The sequence below is a fragment of the Paraburkholderia sp. NPDC080076 genome (assembly GCF_050281145.1).
In the GTDB taxonomy this organism is placed as follows: Bacteria; Pseudomonadota; Gammaproteobacteria; order Burkholderiales; family Burkholderiaceae; genus Paraburkholderia.
On the sequence record NZ_JBNNWQ010000014.1, the window covers coordinates 170,368 to 193,023 of the forward strand.

Here is a 22,656-nt window from a genome sequence, read left to right on the forward strand (position 1 = left end):
TATATACAAGTTGAGGCCCACGCCGCCTGGAAGGCGATCCGCAGCGCGCGGCCGCCGGAAATCGCCGCAGTGGCAAGATCCAAGCCAAGCGTGCATCCCGCCCTAATGGAAACCCCTGGGGCAAAACCTCAAAAAACAAGTTGTATATACAAGCCGACGTCGCTAGACTTCTCTCAAATTGTATAGACAGGACGACAACCATGATGAATCTGAAGCCCGGCCACCTGACTCTCCCGCAACTGCGCCAGATCGCTCGCGAACACGTCGCGTTGCAACTCGATCCCGCCAGCCACGCCGCGATCGACGCCTGCGCGCAAGCCGTCGCCGATATCGCCGCGAAGGGCGAGCCGGCCTACGGCATCAACACGGGCTTCGGGCGCCTCGCCAGCACGCATATTCCGCATGACCAGCTCGAACTGCTGCAACGTAATCTGGTGCTCTCGCATGCCGTCGGCGTGGGTGAGCCGATGTCGCGTCCGGTCGTGCGTCTGTTGATCGCGCTGAAACTCTCGAGCCTCGGCCGTGGTCATTCCGGCATCCGCCGCGAAGTGATGGAAGCGCTGATCACGCTGTACAACGCTGACGTGCTGCCGGTCATCCCGGTGAAGGGTTCGGTCGGCGCATCGGGCGACCTCGCGCCGCTCGCGCATATGTCGGCAACGCTGCTCGGCGTCGGTGAAGTGTTCGCGAAGGGCGAGCGCATGCCGGCCACCGAAGGTCTCGCGCTCGTCGGCCTCAAGCCGCTCACGCTGCAAGCCAAGGAAGGTCTGGCGCTGCTGAACGGCACGCAAGCTTCGACCGCGCTCGCGCTCTACAACATGTTCGCCATCGAAGACCTGTACCGCACCGCGCTGGTGTCGGGCGCGTTGTCGGTGGACGCGGCAATGGGTTCGGTCAAGCCGTTCGACGCGCGCATTCACGAACTGCGCGGCCACCAAGGTCAGATCGACGCGGCCGAGGCGTACCGCTCGCTGCTGCAAGGCTCGGGCATCAACGTCTCGCACGCCGATTGCGACAAGGTGCAGGACCCGTACAGCCTGCGCTGCCAGCCGCAAGTGATGGGCGCGTGTCTGGATCAGATGCGTCACGCCGCGAACGTGCTGCTGCTGGAGGCGAACGCCGTCTCCGACAATCCGCTGATTTTCCCGGACACCGGCGAAGTGCTGTCGGGCGGTAACTTCCACGCGGAACCCGTCGCTTTCGCCGCCGACAACCTCGCGCTCGCCGTCGCCGAAATCGGCGCGCTGGCCGAACGCCGCATCGCGCTGCTGATCGACGCGACGCTGTCGGGCCTGCCGCCGTTCCTCGTGCGCGATGGTGGCGTGAACTCGGGATTCATGATCGCTCACGTCACGGCCGCCGCGCTCGCCTCGGAGAACAAGACGCTCGCGCATCCGGCTTCGGTCGACTCGCTGCCCACTTCCGCGAACCAGGAAGACCACGTGTCGATGGCGACGTTCGCTGCGCGCAAGCTCGGCGACATTGCTGAAAACACCGCGAACATTCTGTCGATCGAGTTGCTCGCCGCCGCGCAAGGCGTCGACCTGCGCGCGCCGCACAAGACCAGCCCGAGCCTGCAGAAAGTGATGGACGCGGTGCGCAAGGACGTCGCGCATTACGAGCTCGACCACTACTTCGCACCGGATATCGCGGCGGTCACGCGCCTCGTGCAGGACGGCACGATCGCGAAACTGAGCCCGTTCTCTTTCGTGTCCGAACAGTAAGTCTCAACGCACATCAAGCCAATGAACGCACCGGCCTACCAGGGCATCAAGGACTTCATCCTCGCGCGCATTCATGCGGGCGAATGGGGTGAAGGCGACCAGGTGCCCTCCGAAAACGAGCTCGCGCGCGAATTCAACGTGGCGCGCATGACGGTCAACCGCGCGTTGCGCGAGCTGACCTCGGAGCAGGTGCTCACGCGTGTGCAAGGGTCGGGTACCTTCGTGGCCCGTCCCAAGTACGAATCCACACTGGTGGCGATCCGCAGCATCTCCGACGAAATCGTCGCGCGCGGTCATCGTTATCAGGCGAACGTGCTGCACATCGGCGCGAGCATCGCCGACGAAGCGCTCGCCGAGGAAATGCAGGTGAGCGCGGGCAGTCCGGTGTTTCATTCGCGTGTGCTGCATTTCGAAAACGACGAGCCGGTGCAACTCGAAGAGCGCTGGGTCAATCCGGCAGTCGCGCCCGAGTACGCGCTGCAGGACTTCACGAACACCACGCCGAATCAGTATCTCGTGCGTGTCGCGCCGTTGCAGCGGGTCGAGTACCGCATCGAGGCGCTGGCCGCCGATGGCGATACCCGCGAGTTGCTGACCATGGACGAACTCGAACCCTGCCTCGTGCTCCATCGGCGCACGTGGTCGCAAAGCCAGGTCGCTTCGATCGCCAATCTGTGGCATCCCGGCAGCCGTTATCGCTTCACCGGACATTTCTGACAACGCCGTTTTTGCCGTACCCGAATCTTTTTCGACCATCTTCAAGCATTCCGAGGGCCATCATGAACAACCCGAAACACATCGACCCGCGTCTCGATCCCACCCGCACGATCCGCGCACCGCGCGGCGCGGAAAAGACCTGCAAGACATGGATCGCGGAAGCCGCGTACCGGATGATCCAGAACAATCTGGATCCGGAAGTCGCCGAGCATCCGCACGCGCTGGTCGTGTACGGCGGCATCGGCCGTGCCGCGCGCAACTGGGATTGCTTCGATCAGATTCTCAAGTCGCTGAAGGATCTTGAAGAAAACGAAACGCTGCTGATTCAATCGGGCAAGCCGGTCGGCGTGTTCCGCACGCATGCCGACGCGCCGCGCGTGCTGCTGGCGAATTCGAATCTGGTGCCGCATTGGGCGACGTGGGAACACTTCCACGAGCTCGATCGCAAGGGCCTGATGATGTACGGCCAGATGACGGCGGGCAGCTGGATCTACATCGGCAGCCAGGGCATCGTGCAGGGCACCTACGAGACGTTCTTCTCGGTGGCGAACCAGCATTTCAACGGCGATCCTTCGGGCCGCTGGATTCTGACGGGCGGCCTGGGCGGCATGGGCGGCGCCCAGCCGCTGGCGGCGACGATGGCCGGCTTCTCGATGATCGCGGTGGAATGCGACGAGACGCGTATCGATTTCCGTCTGAAGACGCGTTACGTCGACAAGAAAGCCGCGACGCTCGACGAGGCGCTCGCCATGCTCGAGGAAGCGAAGAAAGCAGGCAAGCCGGTGTCGATCGGCCTGCTCGGCAACGCAGCGGATGTGTTCGCCGAATGTGTGACGCGTGGCATCACGCCGGATTGCGTGACCGACCAGACCAGCGCGCACGATCCGATTCACGGCTACCTGCCGCAAGGCTGGAATGTCGAAGACTGGCGCGAGCGTCAGAAAACCGTGCCGGACAGCATCGTGCTGCCGGCCAAGCAGTCGATGGCCAAGCAGGTGCAAGCCATGCTGACGCTGCAGGAACGCGGCGCGGCCACGCTCGACTACGGCAACAACATCCGTCAGATGGCGCTGGAAATGGGCGTGGAAAACGCCTTCGATTTCCCTGGTTTCGTGCCGGCGTATATCCGTCCGCTCTTCTGCGAAGGCAAGGGCCCGTTCCGCTGGGTCGCGCTGTCGGGCGATCCGGAAGACATCTACAAGACCGATGCGAAGGTCAAGGAACTGATCCCCGACGATCCGCATCTGCACAACTGGCTCGACATGGCGCGCGAACGTATCGCGTTCCAGGGCTTGCCGGCGCGGATCTGCTGGGTCGGCGTGAAGGATCGCTATCGTCTGGGCCAGGCGTTCAACGAGATGGTCAGGAACGGCGAGCTGAAGGCGCCGATCGTGATTGGCCGCGATCACCTCGACACCGGTTCGGTGGCGAGCCCGAATCGCGAAACCGAATCGATGAAGGACGGCTCGGACGCGGTCAGCGACTGGCCGCTGCTCAACGCGCTGCTGAATACGGCGGGCGGTGCCTCGTGGGTCTCGCTGCATCACGGCGGTGGGGTCGGCATGGGCTTCAGCCAGCACTCGGGCGTCGTGATCGTCGCGGACGGCACGGACGCGGCGAAAGAACGCCTCGGCCGCGTGCTGTTCAACGATCCGGCTACCGGCGTGATGCGTCACGCGGATGCGGGTTATGAACTCGCGCAGGAAACGGCGCGCGAGGCAGGTCTCAATCTGCCGATGCTGGGCCGTTGAGCGTGACGCTTCACAGCACGCCTGTCGGCAGCGGGGCAAGCCTCACGCTGATTCGCGGCGCCGACCTCGTGGCGGCGCCGTGGAAGAACGGCGGCGGCGTCACGCGCGAAGTGGCGGCGTTTCCCGAAGGCGCGGGGCTCGATGCTTTCGTGTGGCGGGTGAGCGTTGCCGATGTTGCGCAAGCCGGGCCGTTCTCGCGCTTTGCGGGTATCGATCGCACGCTCGTGTTGTTGTCCGGCGCGGGCATGTTGCTCGATGAGGTGGACGGTGCGCGCGGTTTAACGACGCACGCGTTGACGCAAGCGCTCGACATGGCCCGTTTTACCGGTGAGGCGCAGATCGACGCGCGTCTGGTCGATGGCGCGACACGCGACTTCAACCTGATGGTGCGTCGTAACGCGGCGCAGGGTGAAGTGGAAGTATGGCGCGGCGTAACGCAACGCACGCTTTCGGCCGACGCGGTCCTGCTGTATTGCGCGGAAGGTTCGATGTCGGTTACAGCGGGCGATGCGCGAGCGCTGTCGCTCGCAACCGGCGACACGCTGCGCATCGACACGCCAAACGCGCTGTCATGCACGGTCGAAGGCGCGGGCGCCTTGCTCGCAATCAGCATCCGCTACACGCAACGATGACGACGATTCGCTTGCGTGCTCGCCGCTTATGTCACAGCAGTCACGGCACGCGCACGCGAACCACCACAGACACGCAACAAGCTGCAAAGAGCACGCGATGAAGCAAACCGTCTGGCATCACCTGAAACTTTGCCCGCAGGGCGATCCCCAACATACGCTGCCCGATGCCGCGATCGCCGTTGATAACGGCACGATCGTGTGGCTCGGCGCGGCTTCCGCATTACCTGCCGAATACGCCGCATGGCCGCGCGAAGATCTGCACGGCGCGTGGGTGACGCCGGGTCTCGTCGATTGCCATACGCATCTCGTGTACGGCGGTCAGCGCGCGGACGAATTCGCGCAGCGCCTCGCGGGCGTCAGCTACGAAGAAATCGCGCGGCAGGGCGGCGGTATCGTCTCCACGGTGCGCGCCACGCGTGCCGCGGACGAAGCCTCGCTGTTCCGTCAGTCGGCCGCGCGGCTCGAACCCTTGCTCGCCGAAGGCGTGACCACCGTCGAGATCAAATCCGGCTACGGCCTCGACCTCGCCAGCGAGCGCAAGATGTTGCGCGTGGCGCGTCAATTGGGCGAGCGCTATCCCGTCACCGTGTACACGACGTTTCTCGGCGCGCATGCGTTGCCGCCCGAGTTCGCCGGCCGCGCCGACGCGTACATCGACGAAGTCTGCAACACCATGCTGCCCGCGCTCGCCGGCGAAGGTCTCGTCGACGCGGTCGACGTGTTCTGCGAGCGCATCGGTTTTTCGCTGGAACAAAGCGAGCGCGTCTTCGAAGCGGCAGAGCGCTACAAGCTGCCGGTGAAAATGCACGCCGAGCAGTTGTCGAACGGCGGCGGCACGGCACTCGCGGCGCGCCATCATGCGCTGTCCGCCGACCACCTCGAATTTCTCGACGAAGCCGGCGTTGCCGCGATGAAGCAAGCCGGCACGGTGGCCGTGCTGTTGCCGGGCGCGTACTACTTCATCCGCGAGACGCAGTTGCCGCCTTTGGAATTGCTGCGGCGCTATCAGGTGCCGATCGCGATTTCGACCGACAGCAACCCCGGCACGTCGCCCGCCACCTCGCTGCTGCTGATGATGAACATGGCCACCACGCTGTTCCGCATGACCGTGCCCGAAGTGCTGCAAGGCGTGACGTCGCACGCGGCGCGCGCGCTCGGCAAGGCGGATCGGCACGGCTCGCTGGAAGCGGGACGCGCGGCCGATTTCGCGGTGTGGTCGGTCGACTCGCTGGCCGAGCTGGCTTACTGGATTGGACGTCCGCTGTGCGCGCGAGTCGTGCGCGCGGGCGAGACCGTTTATACGCGGCGTGACTTGAGCTAGGGCCTGAGATGACTGAACCGCACAAGCAATCGAATCAATCGCTGTTCGCCGAGCACGCATACCTGCCGGATGGCTGGCGCCGCAACGTGCTGCTGGAGTGGGACGCAAACGGCACGCTCACCGCCGTCACACCCGATACGTCGACGCCGCCCGCCGGCGTGCAGAAGGCTGCTGGTCCGGTACTGCCCGGCATGCCGAACCTGCATTCGCACGCGTTTCAGCGCGCGATGGCTGGGCTCACTGAATATCGCGCATCTGGCGCCGGCGCGACGGATAACTTCTGGAGCTGGCGCGATCTGATGTATCGCTTTGCCGCACGCATCACGCCGGAAGGCCTGGCGAGCGTCGCGCAATGGCTGTACATCGAAATGCTGAAGGCGGGCTATACGTCGGTGTGCGAGTTCCACTACGTGCATCACACGCCCACCGGCAGCCGGTACGCGAACCAGGCCGAACTCGCGCAACGCGTGGTGGATGCTGCGTCGGCGAGCGGCATCGGCATGACGATGCTACCGGTGCTGTATCAGTACAGCGGCTTCGGTGCGCGCGCGCCGCGTGAGGATCAGCAGCGTTTCATCAACACGCCGGACAGTCTGCTCGATCTGCTCGGCACGTTGCGCGCGGCGCGCCCCGAAACTGCCGCGTTGCGTTATGGCGTGGCGCCGCATTCGCTGCGCGCCGTATCCGCGGATTCGTTGCGTGCGTTACTCGGTGGAATCGAGGACACGGCGCCCGTTCATATCCATATCGCCGAGCAAACCGCTGAAGTCGACGCCTGCCTCGAAACCGAAGGCGCGCGTCCGGTGCAATGGCTGCTGGATCGTTTCGATGTCGACAGCCGCTGGTGCCTCGTGCACGCCACGCACGTCGATGCGAACGAAACGCTGGCGCTCGCGAAAAGCGGCGCGGTCGCCGGTTTGTGCCTGACTACTGAAGCCAATCTCGGCGACGGCATTTTTCCGGCGCAGGAGTATCTCGACGCGAACGGACGCATCGGCGTGGGCTCGGATAGCCATATCGGCGTCGACTGGCGTGCGGAGCTGCGTTTGCTCGAATACGGCCAGCGTCTCACGCGCCGGCAGCGCAACGTACTGGCGTCGGCGCAAGCCACGCACGTCGCCGATCGTCTCTTCGACGCCTCGCTCGAAGGCGGCGCGCGCGCGACGGGCAGAGCGGTCGGCGCGCTGCAAGCCGGCCGCCGCGCCGATTGGCTGGTGCTCGACGCGGATCATTCGAGCATCGCCGAGCATGCGCCGAACGCGTGGCTCTCGGGCGTTGTATTCTGCGAGCATGGCGAAACGCCGATTCGCGACGTTTACGCGGGCGGCGACAAGGTCGTCGACAACCGCAGGCATCGCGATGAAGAGGGCGCGTACGCGCGCTATCGCGTGGCGCTGGCGGACCTGCTCAAATGAATGACGCGCCAACTTGCCGGCGCGCCTCGCATGAGTTGCTGAACCGATCCTTCGATCCTATCGATTCCGGACTGACATGACTGCTTCGAACACTCCGCCGGTTTTCTCGCTGCATCGGGGAAGCCTGCCGTTCCTCATTTCGATTCCGCATCTGGGTACGCAAATCCCGGCCGATATCGCGGCGACGATGACACCCGTCGCGCAGCGCACCGACGATTGCGACTGGCATCTGGACCGTCTCTATGCGTTCGCGAAACGCATGGGCGCGTCGATTCTCGCGCCCACCTACGCGCGCTATGTGATCGACCTGAACCGTCCGCCCGACGGCGCGAATCTCTATCCGGGCCAGGACACGACCGGCCTGCTGCCAGTCGACACGTTCGACAAGGAGCCGTTGTACCTGGACGGCCATCTGCCGGACGAGGCGGAAGTCGCGCGCCGTCGCGAGGCTTACTGGAAGCCTTACCACGAGGCGCTGCAAGGCGAACTCGCGGCGCTGAAAGCGAAACACGGCAAGGTGCTGCTGTGGGAAGCGCATTCGATCCGCTCGCATGTGCCGCGTTTTTTCGAGGGACGTCTGCCCGATTTCAACTTCGGCACCTCGAATGGCGCGAGCGCGGTGGCCGGATTGGCCGAGGATATGGCTGCTATTGTCGAGCAACACGACGGCGGCTATACGGCGGTTGCCAACGGCCGCTTCAAGGGCGGCTATATCACGCGCGAGTATGGTCAGCCGTCGCAAGGCGTGCATGCCTTGCAACTCGAACTCTCGCAGATCACGTATATGGAAGAGCATATGCCATATGCGTATGACGAAACGCTGGCCGCGAAGGTCGAGCCTCTGCTGGAAGCGCTGGCCGTGAAGGCCTTGGAGCGCGTCAAGACGGCGTGACGCCGCGCGTCATCTTCTCTTCTTTGCCACGCGATTCACGGCGCCGCGCAAGTTGCTCGGCGCCGTGCGCGCCTCGGCCGACACCGCAAAGGTGTAACAGCATGTGTCCGTGATTGCATGCTGCCGTTTTCGCGCAGAACGTATATAGCGCGTTGAAGAAATCTGCCTGCTCCGCGCCGACTCGATGGCGAAAAAAAGCCCCGCCTGCAGCGGGGCTTTACGATGTGCCGTGCCGGTCAGAGCGTGGCACCGCCATTAATGGCAGCGTTTTTCCCAGTGATGATGAACGCGCACCTTGTGGCACTCGGGATGATGATGCTCATAAGCTTGTGCGGGAGCGATGGCGCTCAGGGCTGCAACGGCTGCGGCGATGGCGAGGACGATCTTCTTCATTACAAAATCCTTAAATCAGTGTTGGGGTACTAACGGTGCAGCACGGGGCGTGCCGCAACCGCCTGCAAGCATGCCACATCGCGAGGGCAGAGCGGAGGAACGCTGAACAAATGCAGATGTCAATTCACAACGTCGATCGTCGCGAGCCGCCACCGGCAATGGATAGCGGGCAATGGTGCGCAATGGCGCAGTGGCGTGTAATTACGACAGATCGACGCTCACGCAGTGGCATATCGGGATTGCGCGCCATGCGGTGATGCGTCTACCCTTTCAATACGATAACGCGCGAGTGGCGCGTGATCTCTACATCGGGCAAAAAGATGGAAGACCCAGCAATGGAAGATTCCGACGAATTGCTGCTCCCGGTCTGGCGAGCAAACCTGGTGCTGTTGACCCGCGAGGTCGGCGCGGCGACGCGACTCGCGCGCATGATGACCTTCTCCGCGAGCTATCTGAAACTGATGTTGTCCGGCCAGCGCGAATTCAGCGAGGAATTCGTGCGGGGCATCGAAGCGGTCACCGGCTTGCCGGGCGGCTGGATGAACGTGCCGCACACCGAGCACGACATTCCGCCCAACGCGCGTGAAGCGATCGACAACGAACAGCCGCTCGCGCGGTTTCGCGGTACGGCGCATCCGGTGCGAAAGAAGACGGTGCTGCGGCCACCCGAGCCGATTTTCGGCCAGCCGGGGCCGGCCAAGCGTGTCGAGGAAGAAATCCTCGACGCGGAGGCGCATCGGCGTCAGGCGCACTTCCGCAAAGTCCGCGACGTGGCGATTCAGGACGTGCGGCGTTTCGAGCGGCATCTGACTCACGCGCCGGTGGAGCTGGCGACGATGCGCGCCAAGGTGGAAGACGTGATCGCCGCCGCCGATCTCGACGACCCGATCCAGGCGGACCTCGCGGGACGGCTCGAACAGATCGAAAAGCACCGGCATCTGCTGCTCAGGCACGTGGAGCGATTGCAGGCTTTGCTCGGGCAACTCGGCGAAACGGAGTGATGCAGCGAGGCGCGAGCTGGCGCTCGCTTACGTGGGCTGAGAGGAGCTCCTGCGGCGAGCGTGAAACTCGGCCTCGAGCGTCCACGTCACGCCGTCCTGTGCGAGCGCCACGCCGGTCCAACGGAACGAATCCGGCGTGATGTCGGTGAAGTTCCATCGAATCGGCGTGCCGTCGGCGTGTGTGCCGATCTGCACGAGATGCTCGCCGATGCGGCGGCCCACCAACTCGTCACGCTGACCGGTCCGCGGATTGAGGTACGTGACCCGCCATGCCCGCAGCGCCGGGTCCCAGACACGCAAGGTCGTGCCGTACATCGCGTCGCCGGGCGTCGGCGCGTCGCGTTGTGCGGCGAGCGGCGGCATGATCCAGACGTCCTGCACGGCGCGGCCTTCCAGCACCCAGCCGAAATGAATTTCGCCGCGACGGCGCGCGCTGCCCAGGTCGACGCGGTAATGCACCACGTCCATGTCCCAACTGCCGATCAGCCAGCCGTAGAGGTCGTCGGCGGCGTCGATGTCCGCGGCGCGCGCGGGCGCGCTCAGGGCGGCGTGAAAGCCGCTATCCAGGTTGTACTCCAGCCGGTTCATCGTGTGCTCCTTCGGTGCATAGCGGGATCGGCATCGGCGGAGCCAACGGAAACGCGCCGGCCGCCGATGTGCTAAAACCACGATACGGACTCAGCCGAGGTGCATCTTGGGGAAAATTGCCGTCACGCTGCAACAGGCGCTGGCCCGCCGCGAACAGGAAGGCGCGCGCGGCGGCACGTCGGCGCGCGCGCTCGCCGGGGGCACAGGGTGGCGCGTCGAGGATGTGTTGTGCACCTTCGGCCCGCGCGACCAGCCGTTCGAAGAGCGGCACGACGGTGTGTGCATCGCGATGGTGGTGGCGGGCTCGTTCGCTTACCGCGCGGCGACCGGCCGCGAGTTGCTCACGCCCGGCGCGCTACTGCTCGGCAACACGGGTGATTGCTTCGAGTGCGGGCATCGGCATGGCGCCGGCGACCGTTGCATCGCGTTTCACTATGCGCCGGCGTACTTCGAACGGCTTGCCGCGGATGCGGGGCTGGCGCGCGGCAATCTGCAATTCAAACGCGCGCGTTTGCCGTCGCTGCGTGCGTTGTCGCCGTTGATCGCGCGTGCATGTGTCGGTGCTGGTGCTGCAACTGGGGGTGAAGTTGGAGCCGATCCAGGTGCAGGTTCTGCTGTCGGCGCTGGAGCGAATGCCGGTGCTAGTGCTGGTGCCGGCGTAAGCGGCTCTGCCGCAACAGCATGGGACGAACTCGCCGTCGAACTGGCCGCCACGACGCTGCAAGCGGCCAGCGCCTTGACGCGTCCCGCTGCGCCCGCTAGCGCCACGGCCTGTTCGCGCGTCGCGCAGACCGTGCGGCTGATCGACGACACGCCCGGCGCGCCGCATTCGCTCGCGAGCCTCGCGGCCGCCGCGGGCTTGAGCGAGTTCTACTTTCTGCGCACGTTCCAGCGCGTGACCGGCGTGACGCCGCATCAATACCTGTTGCGGGCGCGCTTGCGCGCCGCGGCGCTGCGTCTTCAGGACGGCGGCGCGAAGGTCGTCGATATCGCGTTCGATTGCGGCTTCAACGATCTGTCGAATTTCAATCACGCGTTTCGCGCAGAGTTCGCTTCGAGTCCGCGAGCCTGGCGCGCGCGGGGCAGGGCGCGGCGCACATGACGCGCTGCGTGGCGTTTTTTCTCAGGCTGGCCTGCGGGTCGGCACTGGGCGTATGCCTCGCCGCCAGCGCGTTCGCCGACGACAGCGCGTCCGCCACATCCGGCGACGATCGCGCGCCTTCCACGATCGAGCGCGACGTCCATCTCTTCACGATCCAGAAAGACGGCTCCGTCGAGGAACACGACGACACCGTCCTGCGCGCCAACACCACGAGCGGCGTCGACGATATCGCGCAACGCTACGTGTGGTTCAACAAGGACATCGAGCAGGTGCAGTTGCTGGCCGCCGAGACGATCGACCTGGACGGCGTCGCGCATCCGGTCGGTCCCGAGGCGATCCGCGACGTGCAGGAGCCGCGCTCGGCAGGCGCGCCGAGTTTCGAAGACGGCGTGTTGCGCACGGTCATTTTCCCTGGCGTGGAGCCGGGCTCGCGCGTGCATCTGGCGTTTCGCAAGACGCGCACGAAGCCCTTGCAGGCGGGCACCTTCGCGTATCTCGTCGAACCGACGCGCGACCCCGTCGAACTGCAGCGCCTGATTTTCGATCTGCCCGCCGACGTGCCGCTCTACGCCGACGCGCGCGGCTACGTCGCCGTGCCGCCGGTCACGGCAAACGGCCGTACCCGCTACGAGTTCGACTATCAGCACGGGCCGTATGCGCCGCTCGAAGCGGGCGCGGTCGGCTACGCGAACTGGGGCGACCGTCTGATGGTGTCGACGGTGCCGGACTTTGCGAGTTTTGCGGCGCGCTATCGCGGGCCCGCAGCCGACGCAACGGCCAGCGATCCGGCGATTGTCCGCTTCGCGCAAGCGCTGACCGCCGGCACCGACGACCCGCGCGTGAAAGCGCAACGGCTATACGACTGGATGCGTTTGAATATCCGCTACGTCGCCTTGTTTCTCGGCGAAACGGCGGCGATTCCACACAAGGCGACCGACATCCTGCGCAATCGTTACGGCGACTGCAAGGACCACGTCGCGCTCTACGGCGCGATGCTGGCCGCCGTCGGCATCCGTAGCGAGGCGGTGCTCCTCAATCTCGGCCCGTACTACAGTTTGCCGGACGTGCCCGGCTACGGCACAAGCGCGATCAATCACGCGATTATCTGGATTCCTGAGTTGTCGTTGTATGCGGATACGACGGCGGGCGGCACGGCTTTCGGTTATCTGCCGCCGAGCGTAATGGACAGGCCGGTGTTGCTGGTCGGCGAGGGCGTGCTGTCGCGCACGCCGGCCACGCAGTTGCGCGAACGCAGCGCGCGCGTGCAGATCGACATCGGCGAAAGCGGGGCGGCGAATTACGCTTACCGCGCCGAGGACGCGGGTTTTACCGCCGAGATCGAGCGCAACACGTTCCGGCGCGCGACGCGGCAACGTACGCAGCAGATCGCCGCGAACCGTCTTTTGCAGACGGGTTTGCACGGCACAACGCAATTGCGCACGGCGGAGCTCAGCGCCACGAATGGACCGTTCTCCACGTCGATGCAGGGAAAGGTGGAACACTTCGTGTGGACCGACGGCACCACGGCGATACCAGCCTTGACGAGTTTTTCCGGCGGCATGGGCTCGCAGGTGCAGGCGTGGCTCGCGGAGCCCGCAAGGACTCAGCCCTGGACGTGCATCGGCGGAGAGTTCGACGAGACCTTGGAAATGACGCTGCCGCGCTTCGTACGGGTGACGGATTTGCCGTCCGACACCGCGGTGCAAAACCGCTTTCTGACCTTTTCATCCAGCTACGTCTACGATCCGGCCGCGCGGGTCTTGCAGGTCAGGCGGCACCTGCGCGCCGCCTTTGGTCATCAGATGTGTTCAGCAAGTGAATTCGCCGAGCTGCACGACGATCTCGTGCGGATCGAGCGCGATCTCGAGGCCGAACTGGTGGTCAAGGTCGCCAATTCGAAGAACCCGTAGCGATTCCGCCGGCACGGGCGCAAGCATTAACACCCGTGCCGGGACCAGAAGTCGCCTAACTCCCGCTCTTGGTCACGATGGGCACCCACGCTCCATTCTTGACCTGATAGAGCGTCGACGCGCCGCTCTTCAACGCGCCGGTGTTGTCGAAGGAAATCTTGCCGGTCACGCCTTCGAAATCGATGGCCTTCAGCGTGGGCCGGTAGTCGTTCGGCGAGATGGACTTGGCCTTCTGCATCGCCTTGATCGCGGCCCATGCGCCGTCATAGCCGAACGGCGCATAGGACAGGATATCCACCCCGAAGCGCTTCTTGAACTTCGAGGAGAAATCCTTGCCGCCAGGCAGCTGCGCGAGTGGCCGTCCGTATTCCCAGGCCATCACGCCTTCAGCGGAATCGCCGGCGAGCTTGATGAAATCCTGATCCATCACGCCGCCGCCGCCCACCAGTTGCGCGTTCATGCTCAACTGCTTCATGCGCTTGGCAAAGCCCGCGGCCTGCGTGTCCAAGCCGCCGAAGAAGATCAGATCCGCATTGGTCGATTTGATCTTGGTGATCTGCGTGCTGAAGTCGACCGCCTTGTTGTCGGTGTACTCACGCGTCACGATGTTGCCGCCGTGCGCTTTCACCGCTTTCTCGAACTCGTCGGCCTCGCCCTGGCCGAACGCGGTCCGGTCGTCGATGATCGCGATGCGTTTGGCCTTGGTCACTTCCACGGCATACACGCCCGCGTTGCCGGCGTTCTGCGCGTCGGTGGAAATCACCATGAAGGTGTTCGCGAAGCCGCGTCCGGTGATGATCGGATTGGTGGCGGCCGGGTCGATCACCGGAATGCCGGCCTGCTCGTAGACCTGCGAAGCCGGAATCGTCGTGCCCGAATTGAAGTGGCCCACCACGGCCGACACACCCGCGTCGACCAGTTTCTGCGCGGCCTGCACGCCGATGCGCGGGTCGGCCTGGTCGTCTTCGGAGACGATCTGGAATTGGGCCACCTTGTCGCCGATCTTGATCTTTTGCGCGTTGGCCTCTTCGAGTGCGAGCCGGACGCCGTTCTCCAGGTCCTTGCCGTAGCCGGCGTTGGCGCCGGTCAGCGGCGCGGCGAAGCCGACCTTCACCGGCAGATCGTCGGCGTAGCTGGCCGGCGGCACGATGGCGAAGATAGCGCCAACGAACAGGGCAAGCGGTTTCAGCGTGTAGCGAAGACTCATGGTCTCTCCTTCCATCGACAGTTTCAGGTTGTGAAAGCGGCAAGGCAGTAACGCTGGATCGACGCGCAAGCATGGACTTCCCATGGCGCGCATCGAGAGACTACGGATGATCGGTCGCTTTGAACAATGCGGGAATGCGCGCACTTGTGCGCATTTGCGTTTAAGCGTCGGTCAATCTGGCGCGAATATAGAAAGCCAATTTGCCGTCGTCTTGGCAGTTCAAGGCACTTTGAATGAGCATTTCGGCATAGCCGGCGCAGCGCGTTCGCTGGCGGCGTGTCCGCGCCGGCGCGCGGGTGCGGATTGCGGCATATGCTTAAGAGACCGGCGCGAGCGCGCCGGCCATGTGACTGTGGCAAAGCGGCGGGAGTGAATCCGCGCGCGGTGCGCCGAGGTCAAGCCTCGTTGTGAGCTTAAAACCAGGCGCTCAATGCTCGCCTTGCTGGCGCAACAACTCTTCGCGCAGACGCAGCAGTGGCGCCTTGGTGTCGTCGTCGGCCCAGGTGTCGAGATCGTCGAGGGCGCGCTGGCAGCCGTCGAGCACCAGGTCGAGGTCAACCGGCACGCCGTTGTTGAGCGCGAACTCGATGGTCTCGGCGAACTGCTGGCACTCGTCCTCGCCGTACGAGATGTCGAGATTGTCGGCGATGACTTCGGCGATATTGCTGCGCGCCTTGTCGTCCGGCGTCACCATGTCGACGATGCCGCGCGCCACGGCCGGCGAGTAGTACAGCGCGATGTCGAGCCACTGCGCGGGATCGAAGTCGGCCTGATCGAACTGGCTCTCGAAGAACTCGATCGCTTCCTGTTCGTGCGCCTCGTCGGCATCGACGCTGATGCACAACTGCTCAAAAAATTCTTCCCGCTCGCTGCGGATATAACCGTCCATCGATGCCTCGTCTGCTGAATGCCGGATGCCTGAAAAATGCGGTGTGGGCTGGCAGGTGCCTCGTCCACGCGGCACGCATTATAGGACGGGCGGCTGACAGCAAGCATCTTGCATGGGACCGGAGTCGGCGCGCAAGCGCCGGACTCTGGTCGACAGCCGAGCGACGCGGCGCGAATCGGCTGGTCACGGGGCGCGCATTACGGATTGCTTGCGCTGCGCGAAACACGCCACCTACGCCGTATCCGCGACCCACGCATCGAACCACTCGCGCGGCTGCGCGATTTCATTCTGCGCGGCCACCAGTTCGAGCTCATAGCGGCCGGCCTGCCAGGTCGTCTTCACCACGGCATTCACGGCGGCCAGCGTGTGCTCGAAGGCCGCGCGAATCGAATCGCCTAGCAACGTGCGCGCGACGAACACCGCGCTCGTCAGATCGCCGACCCCCACCGGTTGCCGCGCGAACGGATAGAGCGGGCGCTGCCCCATCCACGATTCGCGTTCGGTGACGACCAGCATGTTGAAGCGGTCGGCGGGACTGTTACGATCGAGCAGATGTTTGACCAGCACCAGCTTCGGCCCGCGTGCGATGAGTTCGCGGCATGCCGTCACGGCTTCTTCCAGCGTCTCGATCTCGCGTCCCACGAGGCGCTGCAATTCGGTGTGATTCGGCGCCATCGCGTCGGCCATCTCGGGCATGGTGCGCACGAGAAATTCCTGGATGCCCGGCTCGACCTTGCAGCCGCTCGCGGCGCCCATCACCGGATCGCAAAAGTACCAGGCGCGCGGATTGGCGGCCTTCACGGCCTTGACGATTTCCAGCACCGACTGCGCCTGTTCGGGCGTGCCCAGATAGCCGGACAGCACGGCGTCGCAGCGCGGCAGCATGCCGATGGCGCCGATGCCGTCGACCAGATCTTCCATTTGCGAGCCGTCGATCGCGCTGCCGGTCCAATGGCCGTACTGCGTGTGGTTCGAGAACTGCACGGTATTGAGCGGCCAGACGTTGACGCCGAGCCGACGCATCGGAAACACGGCCGCGCTATTGCCGGCGTGACCGAAGACGACATGTGACTGGATGCTCAGAACGTTTTTCGTCATGGTGTGGCCCGCGCAAACGGGTATGCGCGATCAATGAAAACGGGAAGGGTGCACCGCGGCGGCGATCCGGCTAGCACCCGGACGCCTCATGCGGCAGGACTGCTTCAGATGGTGCAGGAAATCGGCACACTCTGCATCGTCAGGAAACAATACATGAGTTTGCCTTGCGCGAGTCGATCCGTCCCCGCGTTGTTGCGCCGAACCATCAGACGTGAGCATGGTGACGGACGGTTGCGAAGCCGTTCTTGGCTCGTAAAAAGCGGCGTGGCGGGGTTGCCCAACAGCCGTTCGAACTCAGGCCAGCTCGCGATACAACGCCAGATAACGCTCCGCCGAGGCGCCCCAGCCGAAGTCCTGGCGCATCGCGCGCCGCTGGGTTGCCTTCCATTCGGTGCGGCGTTCATACAGCGCGAAGGCGCGGCGGATCGCGGCGCCAATGCCTTTCGGTTCGAATCGCTCGAACACGAAACCGGTGGCGAGATCGTCGGCGAGATTTTCGAGCGAGGCGTCCACCACCGTATCCGCGAGGCCGCCCACGCTATGCACGAGCGGCAGCGATCCATACGCCAGCGCATACAGTTGCGTCAGCCCGCACGGCTCGAAACGCGAGGGCACCGCAATCACGTCGCTGCCCGCGACAATCGTATGCGCGAGCGTTTCATCGAATCCCAGTTCCACCGCCACGGATTCGGGATGCGTATGCGCGACGCGTTTCAAACCGTTCTCCAGCGCCGGGTCGCCGGTGCCGAAGACGATCAGCTGCCCGCCGTGCTTGACGATTTCGGGCACAGCCTCGAGCAGCAGGTCGAGGCCCTTCTGCTCGGTCAGGCGGCTCACCACGCCGAACAGCAGCGCATCGCTTTTCTGCGCGAGGCCGAAGCGTTTTTGCAGCGCTTCCTTGCACGCCAGTTTGCCGGCGAGCCGCGTCATGCTGTAGTGGTTCTCGAGCAGCGTATCGGTGGCGGGACACCAGACCGTGTAGTCGACGCCGTTCAGGATGCCGCTCAGATCGTGCGAGCGATGCCGCAACAGACCGTCTAGCCCGCCGCCTTGGGCGAGCGTCTGGATTTCGCGAGCATAGGTCGGGCTGACGGTGGTGATGCGGTCGCTGTAGTAGAGGCCCGCCTTGAGAAACGACAGTTGCCCGTAGAACTCGACGCCATGCACGCTGAAAAAATCGTCCGGCAGGCCGAGCTGACCGAACTGATGTGCGGGAAACACGCCTTGATACGCGAGGTTGTGCACCGTAAAGACGCTGCGCGCGAAGCGCTTGCCGTGCTGCCGTTCGGCCGCTTTCAGATAGGCCGGCGCGAGCCCCGCATGCCAGTCGTGCGCGTGGATGATCTGCGGCGACCATGCCGGGTCCAGTTGCTGGGCGAGTTGCGCGGCGACCCAGCCGAGCAGCGCGAAACGCTGCGCGTTGTCGCCGTAGGGCACGTGCTCGTCATTCAGATAGGGATTGCCGGGCCGGTCGTACAGCGTGGCCGCGCGGATCACATAGACGACCAGGCCGTTCGACGCCAGCGTGCCGCGCTCGAGCGTGACGCCCGGCGCGTCGAAGCGGCGGCCCAACTGCGCGACCGGCGCCAGATCGGTCAGGCCGGCGACCACCGCCGGAAAGCCGGGCAACAGCACCCGCACATCGGCGCCGCGCTCGATCAGCGCGGGCGGCAACGCGCCCGCGACGTCGGCGAGACCGCCCGTTTTGAGGAGGGGATACAGCTCGCTTGCGACGTGCAGGGCGCGAATCGTCATAGGCTCCGTCTCTGTCCTGTTAGTGCGGGTTGGATGGCCGGCGGCAACCGATCCGGTCCTGCTACGTCTTCTGCTGCAACGCCTCCGGCGTGACCAGCACGACGCCGTCGTCGGTACGGTAGAAGCGCTCGGCGTCGCTCACCGGATCTTCGCCGATCACCGTGCCGTCCGGTATCGCGCAACCGCGGTCTATCACCACTTTCTGCAGCCGGCAGCTCGCGCCGACGGTGACCTGCGGCAACAAGACTGCCTCATTGATGTTACAGAACGAACTCACCTTCACATTCGAGGACAGCACCGAGCGCGAAATCTGCGAGCCCGAGATCACGCAGCCGCCGCACACGATCAGATTATTGCCCGAGCCTTGCAGCCCCTTCATGTCGCGCACGAACTTGGCGGGCGGCAACTGTTCCTGGTACGTCCAGATCGGCCAGTTGCGATCGTAGAGATCGAGCGTCGGGATGGTGGAGGCGAGGTCGAGATTGGCGGCCCAATAGGCGTCGATCGTGCCGACGTCGCGCCAGTACGGCTCCACGTTCGGATCCGACGACACGCACGACATGCTGAACGGATGCGCGATCGCCGTGCCTTGCGTGACGACGCGCGGCAGGATGTCCTTGCCGAAGTCGTGATCGGTGTCGATGGTGGAGATGTTCTCTTCGAGCAGCGAATACAGGTAATCCGCGCTGAACACGTAGATGCCCATGCTGGCGAGCGCCGTATCCGGGCGGCCGGGAATGGCGGGCGGGTCGGCGGGCTTTTCCACGAAGCCGGTCACGCGGCGGTTTTCATCGACGTGCATCACGCCGAAGGCCACCGCCTCCATGCGCGGCACCTCGATACAGCCGACAGTGCAATCCGCGCCGCTCTCCGCGTGGTCGGCGATCATGCGCGTGTAGTCCATCTTGTAGATGTGGTCGCCCGCCAGCACCACCACATATTTCGGCCGGATCGAACGGATGATGTCGAGGTTCTGGAACACCGCATCCGCCGTGCCGCGATACCAGTGCGCACCTTCCACGCGCTGTTGCGCGGGCCACAAGTCGATGAATTCGCCCATCTCGCCGCGCAGGAAACTCCAGCCGCGCTGCAGATGGCGCAACAGCGAGTGCGCCTTGTACTGCGTGACGACCGCGATGCGGCGGATGCCGGAGTTCAGACAGTTGGAGAGCGCGAAGTCGATGATCCGGTATTTGCCGCCGAAGTGCACGGCCGGCTTGACGCGTTTGTTGGTAAGCGGCCCGAGCCGCGTGCCCCGTCCGCCCGCAAGGACGATGGCGAGGGTAGTGCGTTGCAGATCGTTCAGCCGTGCCGGAGTGTCCATGTCTGTCTCCTGATTAGTATGCCCCGGATGGTTTGGTCGCTTGCTCTCCACTGATGAATCGTGCTGCGAGGCGGCTCCGTCTTCGCGGGTCCGTCTGCTAGTTCTAGCACTGATTTGCCGCGGGGGAGTAGTCTGAATTGTGCGGATGCCGCGCGTGCGCCCACCTTGCGCACGATCACCCCTTGCATCGCGGCGATCCGTGCGCCACGACACATAGGGCGTGAGGTGAGCAGCCGCAATATGCGTGCCACGACCGCCATGCCGCTGTCAGCGGGCGCCGGCGGCAGCAGAGTCGGGCGGCGCGTCGTAGAATCGTGCGCTCCCGGCCGCGGGTTCGGGCGTTGGTTTCGCCGTGCGTTTGCCTCGCATGCCTGCCGTGTTTCCCCTTTAGAAAAAACTTCGATGAGTTTTCGCCGCCTGTCCTTGCTCGCCACGTTGAGCGTTTGCGCGCTAGCCGCCACCTCCGCGCCCGCCGTTTTAGCGGCTTCCGCCGCCACACCCGCGATCGCCGCCGTGCCCGCGAGTGCCGCCGCGCGGAGCGAGGCGAGCGTGGCTAGTCCGGCCAGCCAGGCCGTTTCCGCCGCCACGAGCGCCGCCGGCGATACCGGTACGGCTTACGGTCCCGAGTTGCAGGGTTTCAACTATCCGGCGCCGGTCGAGCAGTACGACTTCACCTCGCAAGGGGTGGCGCTGCATATGGCGTACATGGATATCAAGCCGGCGAAGGCGAACGGCCGCACAGCGGTGCTGCTGCATGGCAAGAACTTCTGCGCGGCGACGTGGGACGCGACCATTCATCGGCTGACCGACGCCGGTTATCGCGTGATCGCGCCGGACCAGATCGGCTTTTGCAAGTCGAGCAAGCCTGAGCACTATCAGTACAGTTTTCAACAGCTCGCGCGCAATACGCATGCGTTGCTGGAATCGCTCGGCGTGACCAATGCGACCATGATCGGCCATTCCACCGGCGGCATGCTGGCGATTCGCTACGCGCTGATGTATCCGCGCGAGACGCAGCAACTGGTGCTGGTCAACCCGATCGGTCTGGAGGACTGGAAGGCGAAGGGCGTGCCCTCGCTGTCCGTGGATCAGTGGTACGAGCGTGAGCTGAAGACGACCGCCGAGGGCATTCGCCGCTATGAGCAGGCCACCTATTACGCGGGGCAATGGCGCGCCAACTACGAACCGTGGGTGCAGATGCTGGCGGGCATGTATCGCGGTCCTGGCAAGCAGATCGTCGCGTGGAATTCCGCGCTGCTGTACGACATGATCTACACGCAGCCGGTGGTGTACGAACTGGGGCAGTTGAGCATGCCGACGCTGTTGCTGATCGGCCAGAAAGACACCACGGCGATCGGCAAGGACGCCGCGCCTGCCGAAGTGCGCGCGAAAATCGGCCATTACCCGGAACTCGGCAAGGCCGCCGCGAAGGCGATCCCGCATGCGACGCTCGTCGAATTCGCCGATCTGGGGCATGCGCCGCAGATGCAGGATCCGCAGGCGTTTCATAAGGCGTTGCTGGACGGTCTCGCGGCGGTGCCGGCGAACCGGTGAGTCAGGAGTCGGTTGACTCTCGCAGATCGAAAAAAGGGCAGCCGCGCGCTGCCCTTTCTACATTCGTTGACGTAATTACCTGTCTTACTTGCCGCCCGCCAACTCCTCACGCACTTGCGCGCCGATCTCGAACGAGCGCAGCCGTGCCTTGTGATCGTAGATCTGTGCGGTGAGCATCAACTCGTCGGCGCCGGTTTGATCGATGACCGACTTCAAGCCTTCGCGCACCGTCTCACGATCGCCCAGCACTGTGCAGGCAAGCGAGTGCGCCACGCCGTTCACTTCCATCTCCGACGCCTCGAGCCGTTCGACCGGCGGCTGCAACTGACCCGGCGTGCCACGTCGCAGGTTGATGAATTGCTGCTGCAGCGAGGTGAAAAGGCGCTGCGCTTCTTCGTTCGTATCGGCGGCGAACAGATTGACGCCGACCATCGCATACGGTTTGTCGAGCGCGGCCGACGGACGGAATTGCGAGCGATACACCTGCAACGCCGTGAGCATGTAATCCGGCGCGAAATGCGAAGCAAAGGCGAACGGCAGACCGAGCGCCGCCGCGAGTTGCGCGCTGAAAAGCGACGAGCCGAGCAGCCACAGCGGCACGTTCAGCCCCGCGCCCGGCACCGCGCGAATGCGCTGGCCCGGCACGGGGTCGGCGAAATAACGCTGCAATTCGACGACGTCGTCGGGAAACGACTCCGCGCTATTTTGCAGATCGCGGCGCAGCGCGCGGGCAGTGCTCTGATCGGTGCCGGGCGCGCGGCCGAGACCCAGGTCGATGCGGTCGGGATACAGCGAGGCGAGCGTGCCGAACTGTTCCGCGATAACGAGCGGCGCATGGTTCGGCAGCATGATGCCGCCCGAGCCGACGCGGATCGTTTTCGTGCCGCCCGCGACATAACCGATCACCACCGAGGTCGCCGCGCTGGCGATGCCCGTCATGTTGTGATGTTCCGCGAGCCAGAAGCGGCGGTAATTCCAGTTTTCCGCGTGCTGGGCGAGGTCGAGCGTATTCCTGAACGCGTCTGCCGGCGTGGCGCCCGCGGTGACCGGCGAGAGGTCGAGGACCGAGAAGGGGATCATTGTCTGTTCACTTGTTGTTTCCGGCGCTTTCGCGCGATGGGGCATTCTCGCAAAGGTTGTGCTTTTCTGCTGACGGTGCCGCGATGCCCACGTTCGTGAAAGGGGGTTTGCTCGCGCGCGGCGTTGGAAACACAAAACGCGTCGCTAGAGGGTCCGAGCGTTACATGCAAATCCGATATAGATATGGCCGATCAATATTTAACAAGTGCATGTCGCGCTGCTACCTTAACCCCTCGCACGAAAGCCATGCATCCAGCCAGTCACGTCACCGCCCCGCCGGGCAGAAACCATTCAGGGAGACAC

The 22,656-nt window shown here is 64.5% G+C and carries 19 protein-coding genes; 11 read left to right on the plus strand and 8 right to left on the minus strand.

Annotated elements, in window-relative coordinates:
* The first annotated feature begins 200 nt into the window (after positions 1 to 200).
* From hutH to hutG, 7 genes are all read left to right on the plus strand, one after another.
* Positions 201 to 1,724: a histidine ammonia-lyase gene (hutH, locus tag ACQKRQ_RS37615; protein ID WP_207915640.1), complete on the plus strand. Its 1,524-nt coding sequence runs from the start codon at positions 201 to 203 to the stop codon at positions 1,722 to 1,724.
* 21 nt (positions 1,725 to 1,745) lie between these two features.
* On the plus strand, positions 1,746 to 2,441 hold the full coding sequence (hutC, locus tag ACQKRQ_RS37620) for a histidine utilization repressor (protein WP_012432558.1): 696 nt from the start codon (positions 1,746 to 1,748) through the stop codon (positions 2,439 to 2,441).
* A 62-nt stretch (positions 2,442 to 2,503) separates the two neighbouring features.
* Entirely contained in the window at positions 2,504 to 4,192 is a 1,689-nt protein-coding gene (hutU, locus tag ACQKRQ_RS37625; protein ID WP_132375075.1) for a urocanate hydratase, read from the plus strand.
* 2 nt (positions 4,193 to 4,194) lie between these two features.
* Positions 4,195 to 4,824 carry a HutD/Ves family protein gene (locus ACQKRQ_RS37630; RefSeq protein WP_427482709.1) on the plus strand — a complete coding sequence of 210 codons (630 nt, stop codon included), beginning with the start codon at positions 4,195 to 4,197 and terminating at the stop codon, positions 4,822 to 4,824.
* A gap of 97 nt (positions 4,825 to 4,921) precedes the next feature.
* Positions 4,922 to 6,145, plus strand: a complete 1,224-nt coding sequence (gene hutI, locus ACQKRQ_RS37635; RefSeq protein WP_427482711.1) for an imidazolonepropionase — start codon at positions 4,922 to 4,924, stop codon at positions 6,143 to 6,145.
* Between the two features lie 8 nt (positions 6,146 to 6,153).
* Positions 6,154 to 7,560, plus strand: coding sequence for a formimidoylglutamate deiminase (locus ACQKRQ_RS37640; RefSeq protein WP_427482713.1), 1,407 nt, complete (start codon positions 6,154 to 6,156; stop codon positions 7,558 to 7,560).
* 76 nt (positions 7,561 to 7,636) lie between these two features.
* The gene (gene hutG / locus ACQKRQ_RS37645) at positions 7,637 to 8,452 is read left to right on the plus strand and encodes an N-formylglutamate deformylase (RefSeq protein ID WP_427482714.1); all 816 of its coding nucleotides are present in this window, start codon (positions 7,637 to 7,639) and stop codon (positions 8,450 to 8,452) included.
* 255 nt (positions 8,453 to 8,707) lie between these two features.
* Here hutG and ACQKRQ_RS37650 read toward each other — a convergent pair whose 3' ends face one another.
* Positions 8,708 to 8,845 carry a hypothetical protein gene (locus ACQKRQ_RS37650; RefSeq protein WP_165923849.1) on the minus strand — a complete coding sequence of 46 codons (138 nt, stop codon included), beginning with the start codon at positions 8,843 to 8,845 and terminating at the stop codon, positions 8,708 to 8,710.
* Between the two features lie 335 nt (positions 8,846 to 9,180).
* Here ACQKRQ_RS37650 and ACQKRQ_RS37655 point away from each other — a divergent pair, with 335 nt between their 5' ends.
* Entirely contained in the window at positions 9,181 to 9,846 is a 666-nt protein-coding gene (locus ACQKRQ_RS37655) for a hypothetical protein (protein WP_132375071.1), read from the plus strand.
* Positions 9,847 to 9,873: 27 nt separating this feature from the next.
* Here ACQKRQ_RS37655 and ACQKRQ_RS37660 read toward each other — a convergent pair whose 3' ends face one another.
* On the minus strand, positions 9,874 to 10,434 hold the full coding sequence (locus tag ACQKRQ_RS37660; RefSeq protein WP_132375070.1) for a hypothetical protein: 561 nt from the start codon (positions 10,432 to 10,434) through the stop codon (positions 9,874 to 9,876).
* Between the two features lie 106 nt (positions 10,435 to 10,540).
* On the opposite strand from ACQKRQ_RS37660, the gene ACQKRQ_RS37665 reads away from it, so the two are divergent.
* Both ACQKRQ_RS37665 and ACQKRQ_RS37670 read left to right on the plus strand, forming a co-directional pair.
* Positions 10,541 to 11,536 carry a helix-turn-helix domain-containing protein gene (locus tag ACQKRQ_RS37665; protein WP_427482716.1) on the plus strand — a complete coding sequence of 332 codons (996 nt, stop codon included), beginning with the start codon at positions 10,541 to 10,543 and terminating at the stop codon, positions 11,534 to 11,536.
* Complete coding sequence (locus ACQKRQ_RS37670; protein ID WP_427482717.1) at positions 11,533 to 13,446, plus strand: DUF3857 domain-containing transglutaminase family protein; 1,914 nt, start codon at positions 11,533 to 11,535, stop codon at positions 13,444 to 13,446. Before ACQKRQ_RS37665 ends, ACQKRQ_RS37670 begins: the two co-directional genes overlap by 4 nt.
* Before the next feature lie 55 nt (positions 13,447 to 13,501).
* On the opposite strand, the gene ACQKRQ_RS37675 is transcribed toward ACQKRQ_RS37670, so the two are convergent.
* The 5 genes from ACQKRQ_RS37675 to glgC form a co-directional block, all read right to left on the minus strand.
* Positions 13,502 to 14,653 carry a branched-chain amino acid ABC transporter substrate-binding protein gene (locus ACQKRQ_RS37675; RefSeq protein ID WP_427482719.1) on the minus strand — a complete coding sequence of 384 codons (1,152 nt, stop codon included), beginning with the start codon at positions 14,651 to 14,653 and terminating at the stop codon, positions 13,502 to 13,504.
* A gap of 427 nt (positions 14,654 to 15,080) precedes the next feature.
* Entirely contained in the window at positions 15,081 to 15,542 is a 462-nt protein-coding gene (locus ACQKRQ_RS37680) for a hypothetical protein (RefSeq protein WP_132375066.1), read from the minus strand.
* 231 nt (positions 15,543 to 15,773) lie between these two features.
* On the minus strand, positions 15,774 to 16,640 hold the full coding sequence (gene pdxY / locus ACQKRQ_RS37685; RefSeq protein ID WP_132375065.1) for a pyridoxal kinase PdxY: 867 nt from the start codon (positions 16,638 to 16,640) through the stop codon (positions 15,774 to 15,776).
* 294 nt (positions 16,641 to 16,934) lie between these two features.
* Positions 16,935 to 18,395 carry a glycogen synthase GlgA gene (gene glgA, locus ACQKRQ_RS37690; RefSeq protein WP_132375064.1) on the minus strand — a complete coding sequence of 487 codons (1,461 nt, stop codon included), beginning with the start codon at positions 18,393 to 18,395 and terminating at the stop codon, positions 16,935 to 16,937.
* Between the two features lie 61 nt (positions 18,396 to 18,456).
* Positions 18,457 to 19,719 carry a glucose-1-phosphate adenylyltransferase gene (glgC, locus tag ACQKRQ_RS37695; RefSeq protein WP_132375063.1) on the minus strand — a complete coding sequence of 421 codons (1,263 nt, stop codon included), beginning with the start codon at positions 19,717 to 19,719 and terminating at the stop codon, positions 18,457 to 18,459.
* 402 nt (positions 19,720 to 20,121) lie between these two features.
* On the opposite strand from glgC, the gene ACQKRQ_RS37700 reads away from it, so the two are divergent.
* Entirely contained in the window at positions 20,122 to 21,273 is a 1,152-nt protein-coding gene (locus tag ACQKRQ_RS37700; protein WP_427482720.1) for an alpha/beta fold hydrolase, read from the plus strand.
* 84 nt (positions 21,274 to 21,357) lie between these two features.
* On the opposite strand, the gene ACQKRQ_RS37705 is transcribed toward ACQKRQ_RS37700, so the two are convergent.
* A complete protein-coding gene (locus ACQKRQ_RS37705) occupies positions 21,358 to 22,353 on the minus strand; it encodes an LLM class flavin-dependent oxidoreductase (RefSeq protein ID WP_427482722.1) in 996 nt (331 codons plus the stop codon).
* Positions 22,354 to 22,656: the final 303 nt, after the last annotated feature.

Coding starts and splice junctions, on each gene's coding strand:
- hutH (WP_207915640.1), top strand. CDS start 201: ATGATGAATCTGAAGCCCGGCCACCTGACTCTCCCGCAACTGCGCCAG.
- hutC (WP_012432558.1), top strand. CDS start 1,746: ATGAACGCACCGGCCTACCAGGGCATCAAGGACTTCATCCTCGCGCGC.
- hutU (WP_132375075.1), top strand. CDS start 2,504: ATGAACAACCCGAAACACATCGACCCGCGTCTCGATCCCACCCGCACG.
- hutI (WP_427482711.1), top strand. CDS start 4,922: ATGAAGCAAACCGTCTGGCATCACCTGAAACTTTGCCCGCAGGGCGAT.
- ACQKRQ_RS37640 (WP_427482713.1), top strand. CDS start 6,154: ATGACTGAACCGCACAAGCAATCGAATCAATCGCTGTTCGCCGAGCAC.
- hutG (WP_427482714.1), top strand. CDS start 7,637: ATGACTGCTTCGAACACTCCGCCGGTTTTCTCGCTGCATCGGGGAAGC.
- ACQKRQ_RS37650 (WP_165923849.1), bottom strand. CDS start 8,845: ATGAAGAAGATCGTCCTCGCCATCGCCGCAGCCGTTGCAGCCCTGAGC.
- ACQKRQ_RS37655 (WP_132375071.1), top strand. CDS start 9,181: ATGGAAGATTCCGACGAATTGCTGCTCCCGGTCTGGCGAGCAAACCTG.
- ACQKRQ_RS37660 (WP_132375070.1), bottom strand. CDS start 10,434: ATGAACCGGCTGGAGTACAACCTGGATAGCGGCTTTCACGCCGCCCTG.
- ACQKRQ_RS37670 (WP_427482717.1), top strand. CDS start 11,533: ATGACGCGCTGCGTGGCGTTTTTTCTCAGGCTGGCCTGCGGGTCGGCA.
- ACQKRQ_RS37675 (WP_427482719.1), bottom strand. CDS start 14,653: ATGAGTCTTCGCTACACGCTGAAACCGCTTGCCCTGTTCGTTGGCGCT.
- ACQKRQ_RS37680 (WP_132375066.1), bottom strand. CDS start 15,542: ATGGACGGTTATATCCGCAGCGAGCGGGAAGAATTTTTTGAGCAGTTG.
- pdxY (WP_132375065.1), bottom strand. CDS start 16,640: ATGACGAAAAACGTTCTGAGCATCCAGTCACATGTCGTCTTCGGTCAC.
- glgA (WP_132375064.1), bottom strand. CDS start 18,395: ATGACGATTCGCGCCCTGCACGTCGCAAGCGAGCTGTATCCCCTCCTC.
- glgC (WP_132375063.1), bottom strand. CDS start 19,719: ATGGACACTCCGGCACGGCTGAACGATCTGCAACGCACTACCCTCGCC.
- ACQKRQ_RS37700 (WP_427482720.1), top strand. CDS start 20,122: ATGAGTTTTCGCCGCCTGTCCTTGCTCGCCACGTTGAGCGTTTGCGCG.
- ACQKRQ_RS37705 (WP_427482722.1), bottom strand. CDS start 22,353: ATGATCCCCTTCTCGGTCCTCGACCTCTCGCCGGTCACCGCGGGCGCC.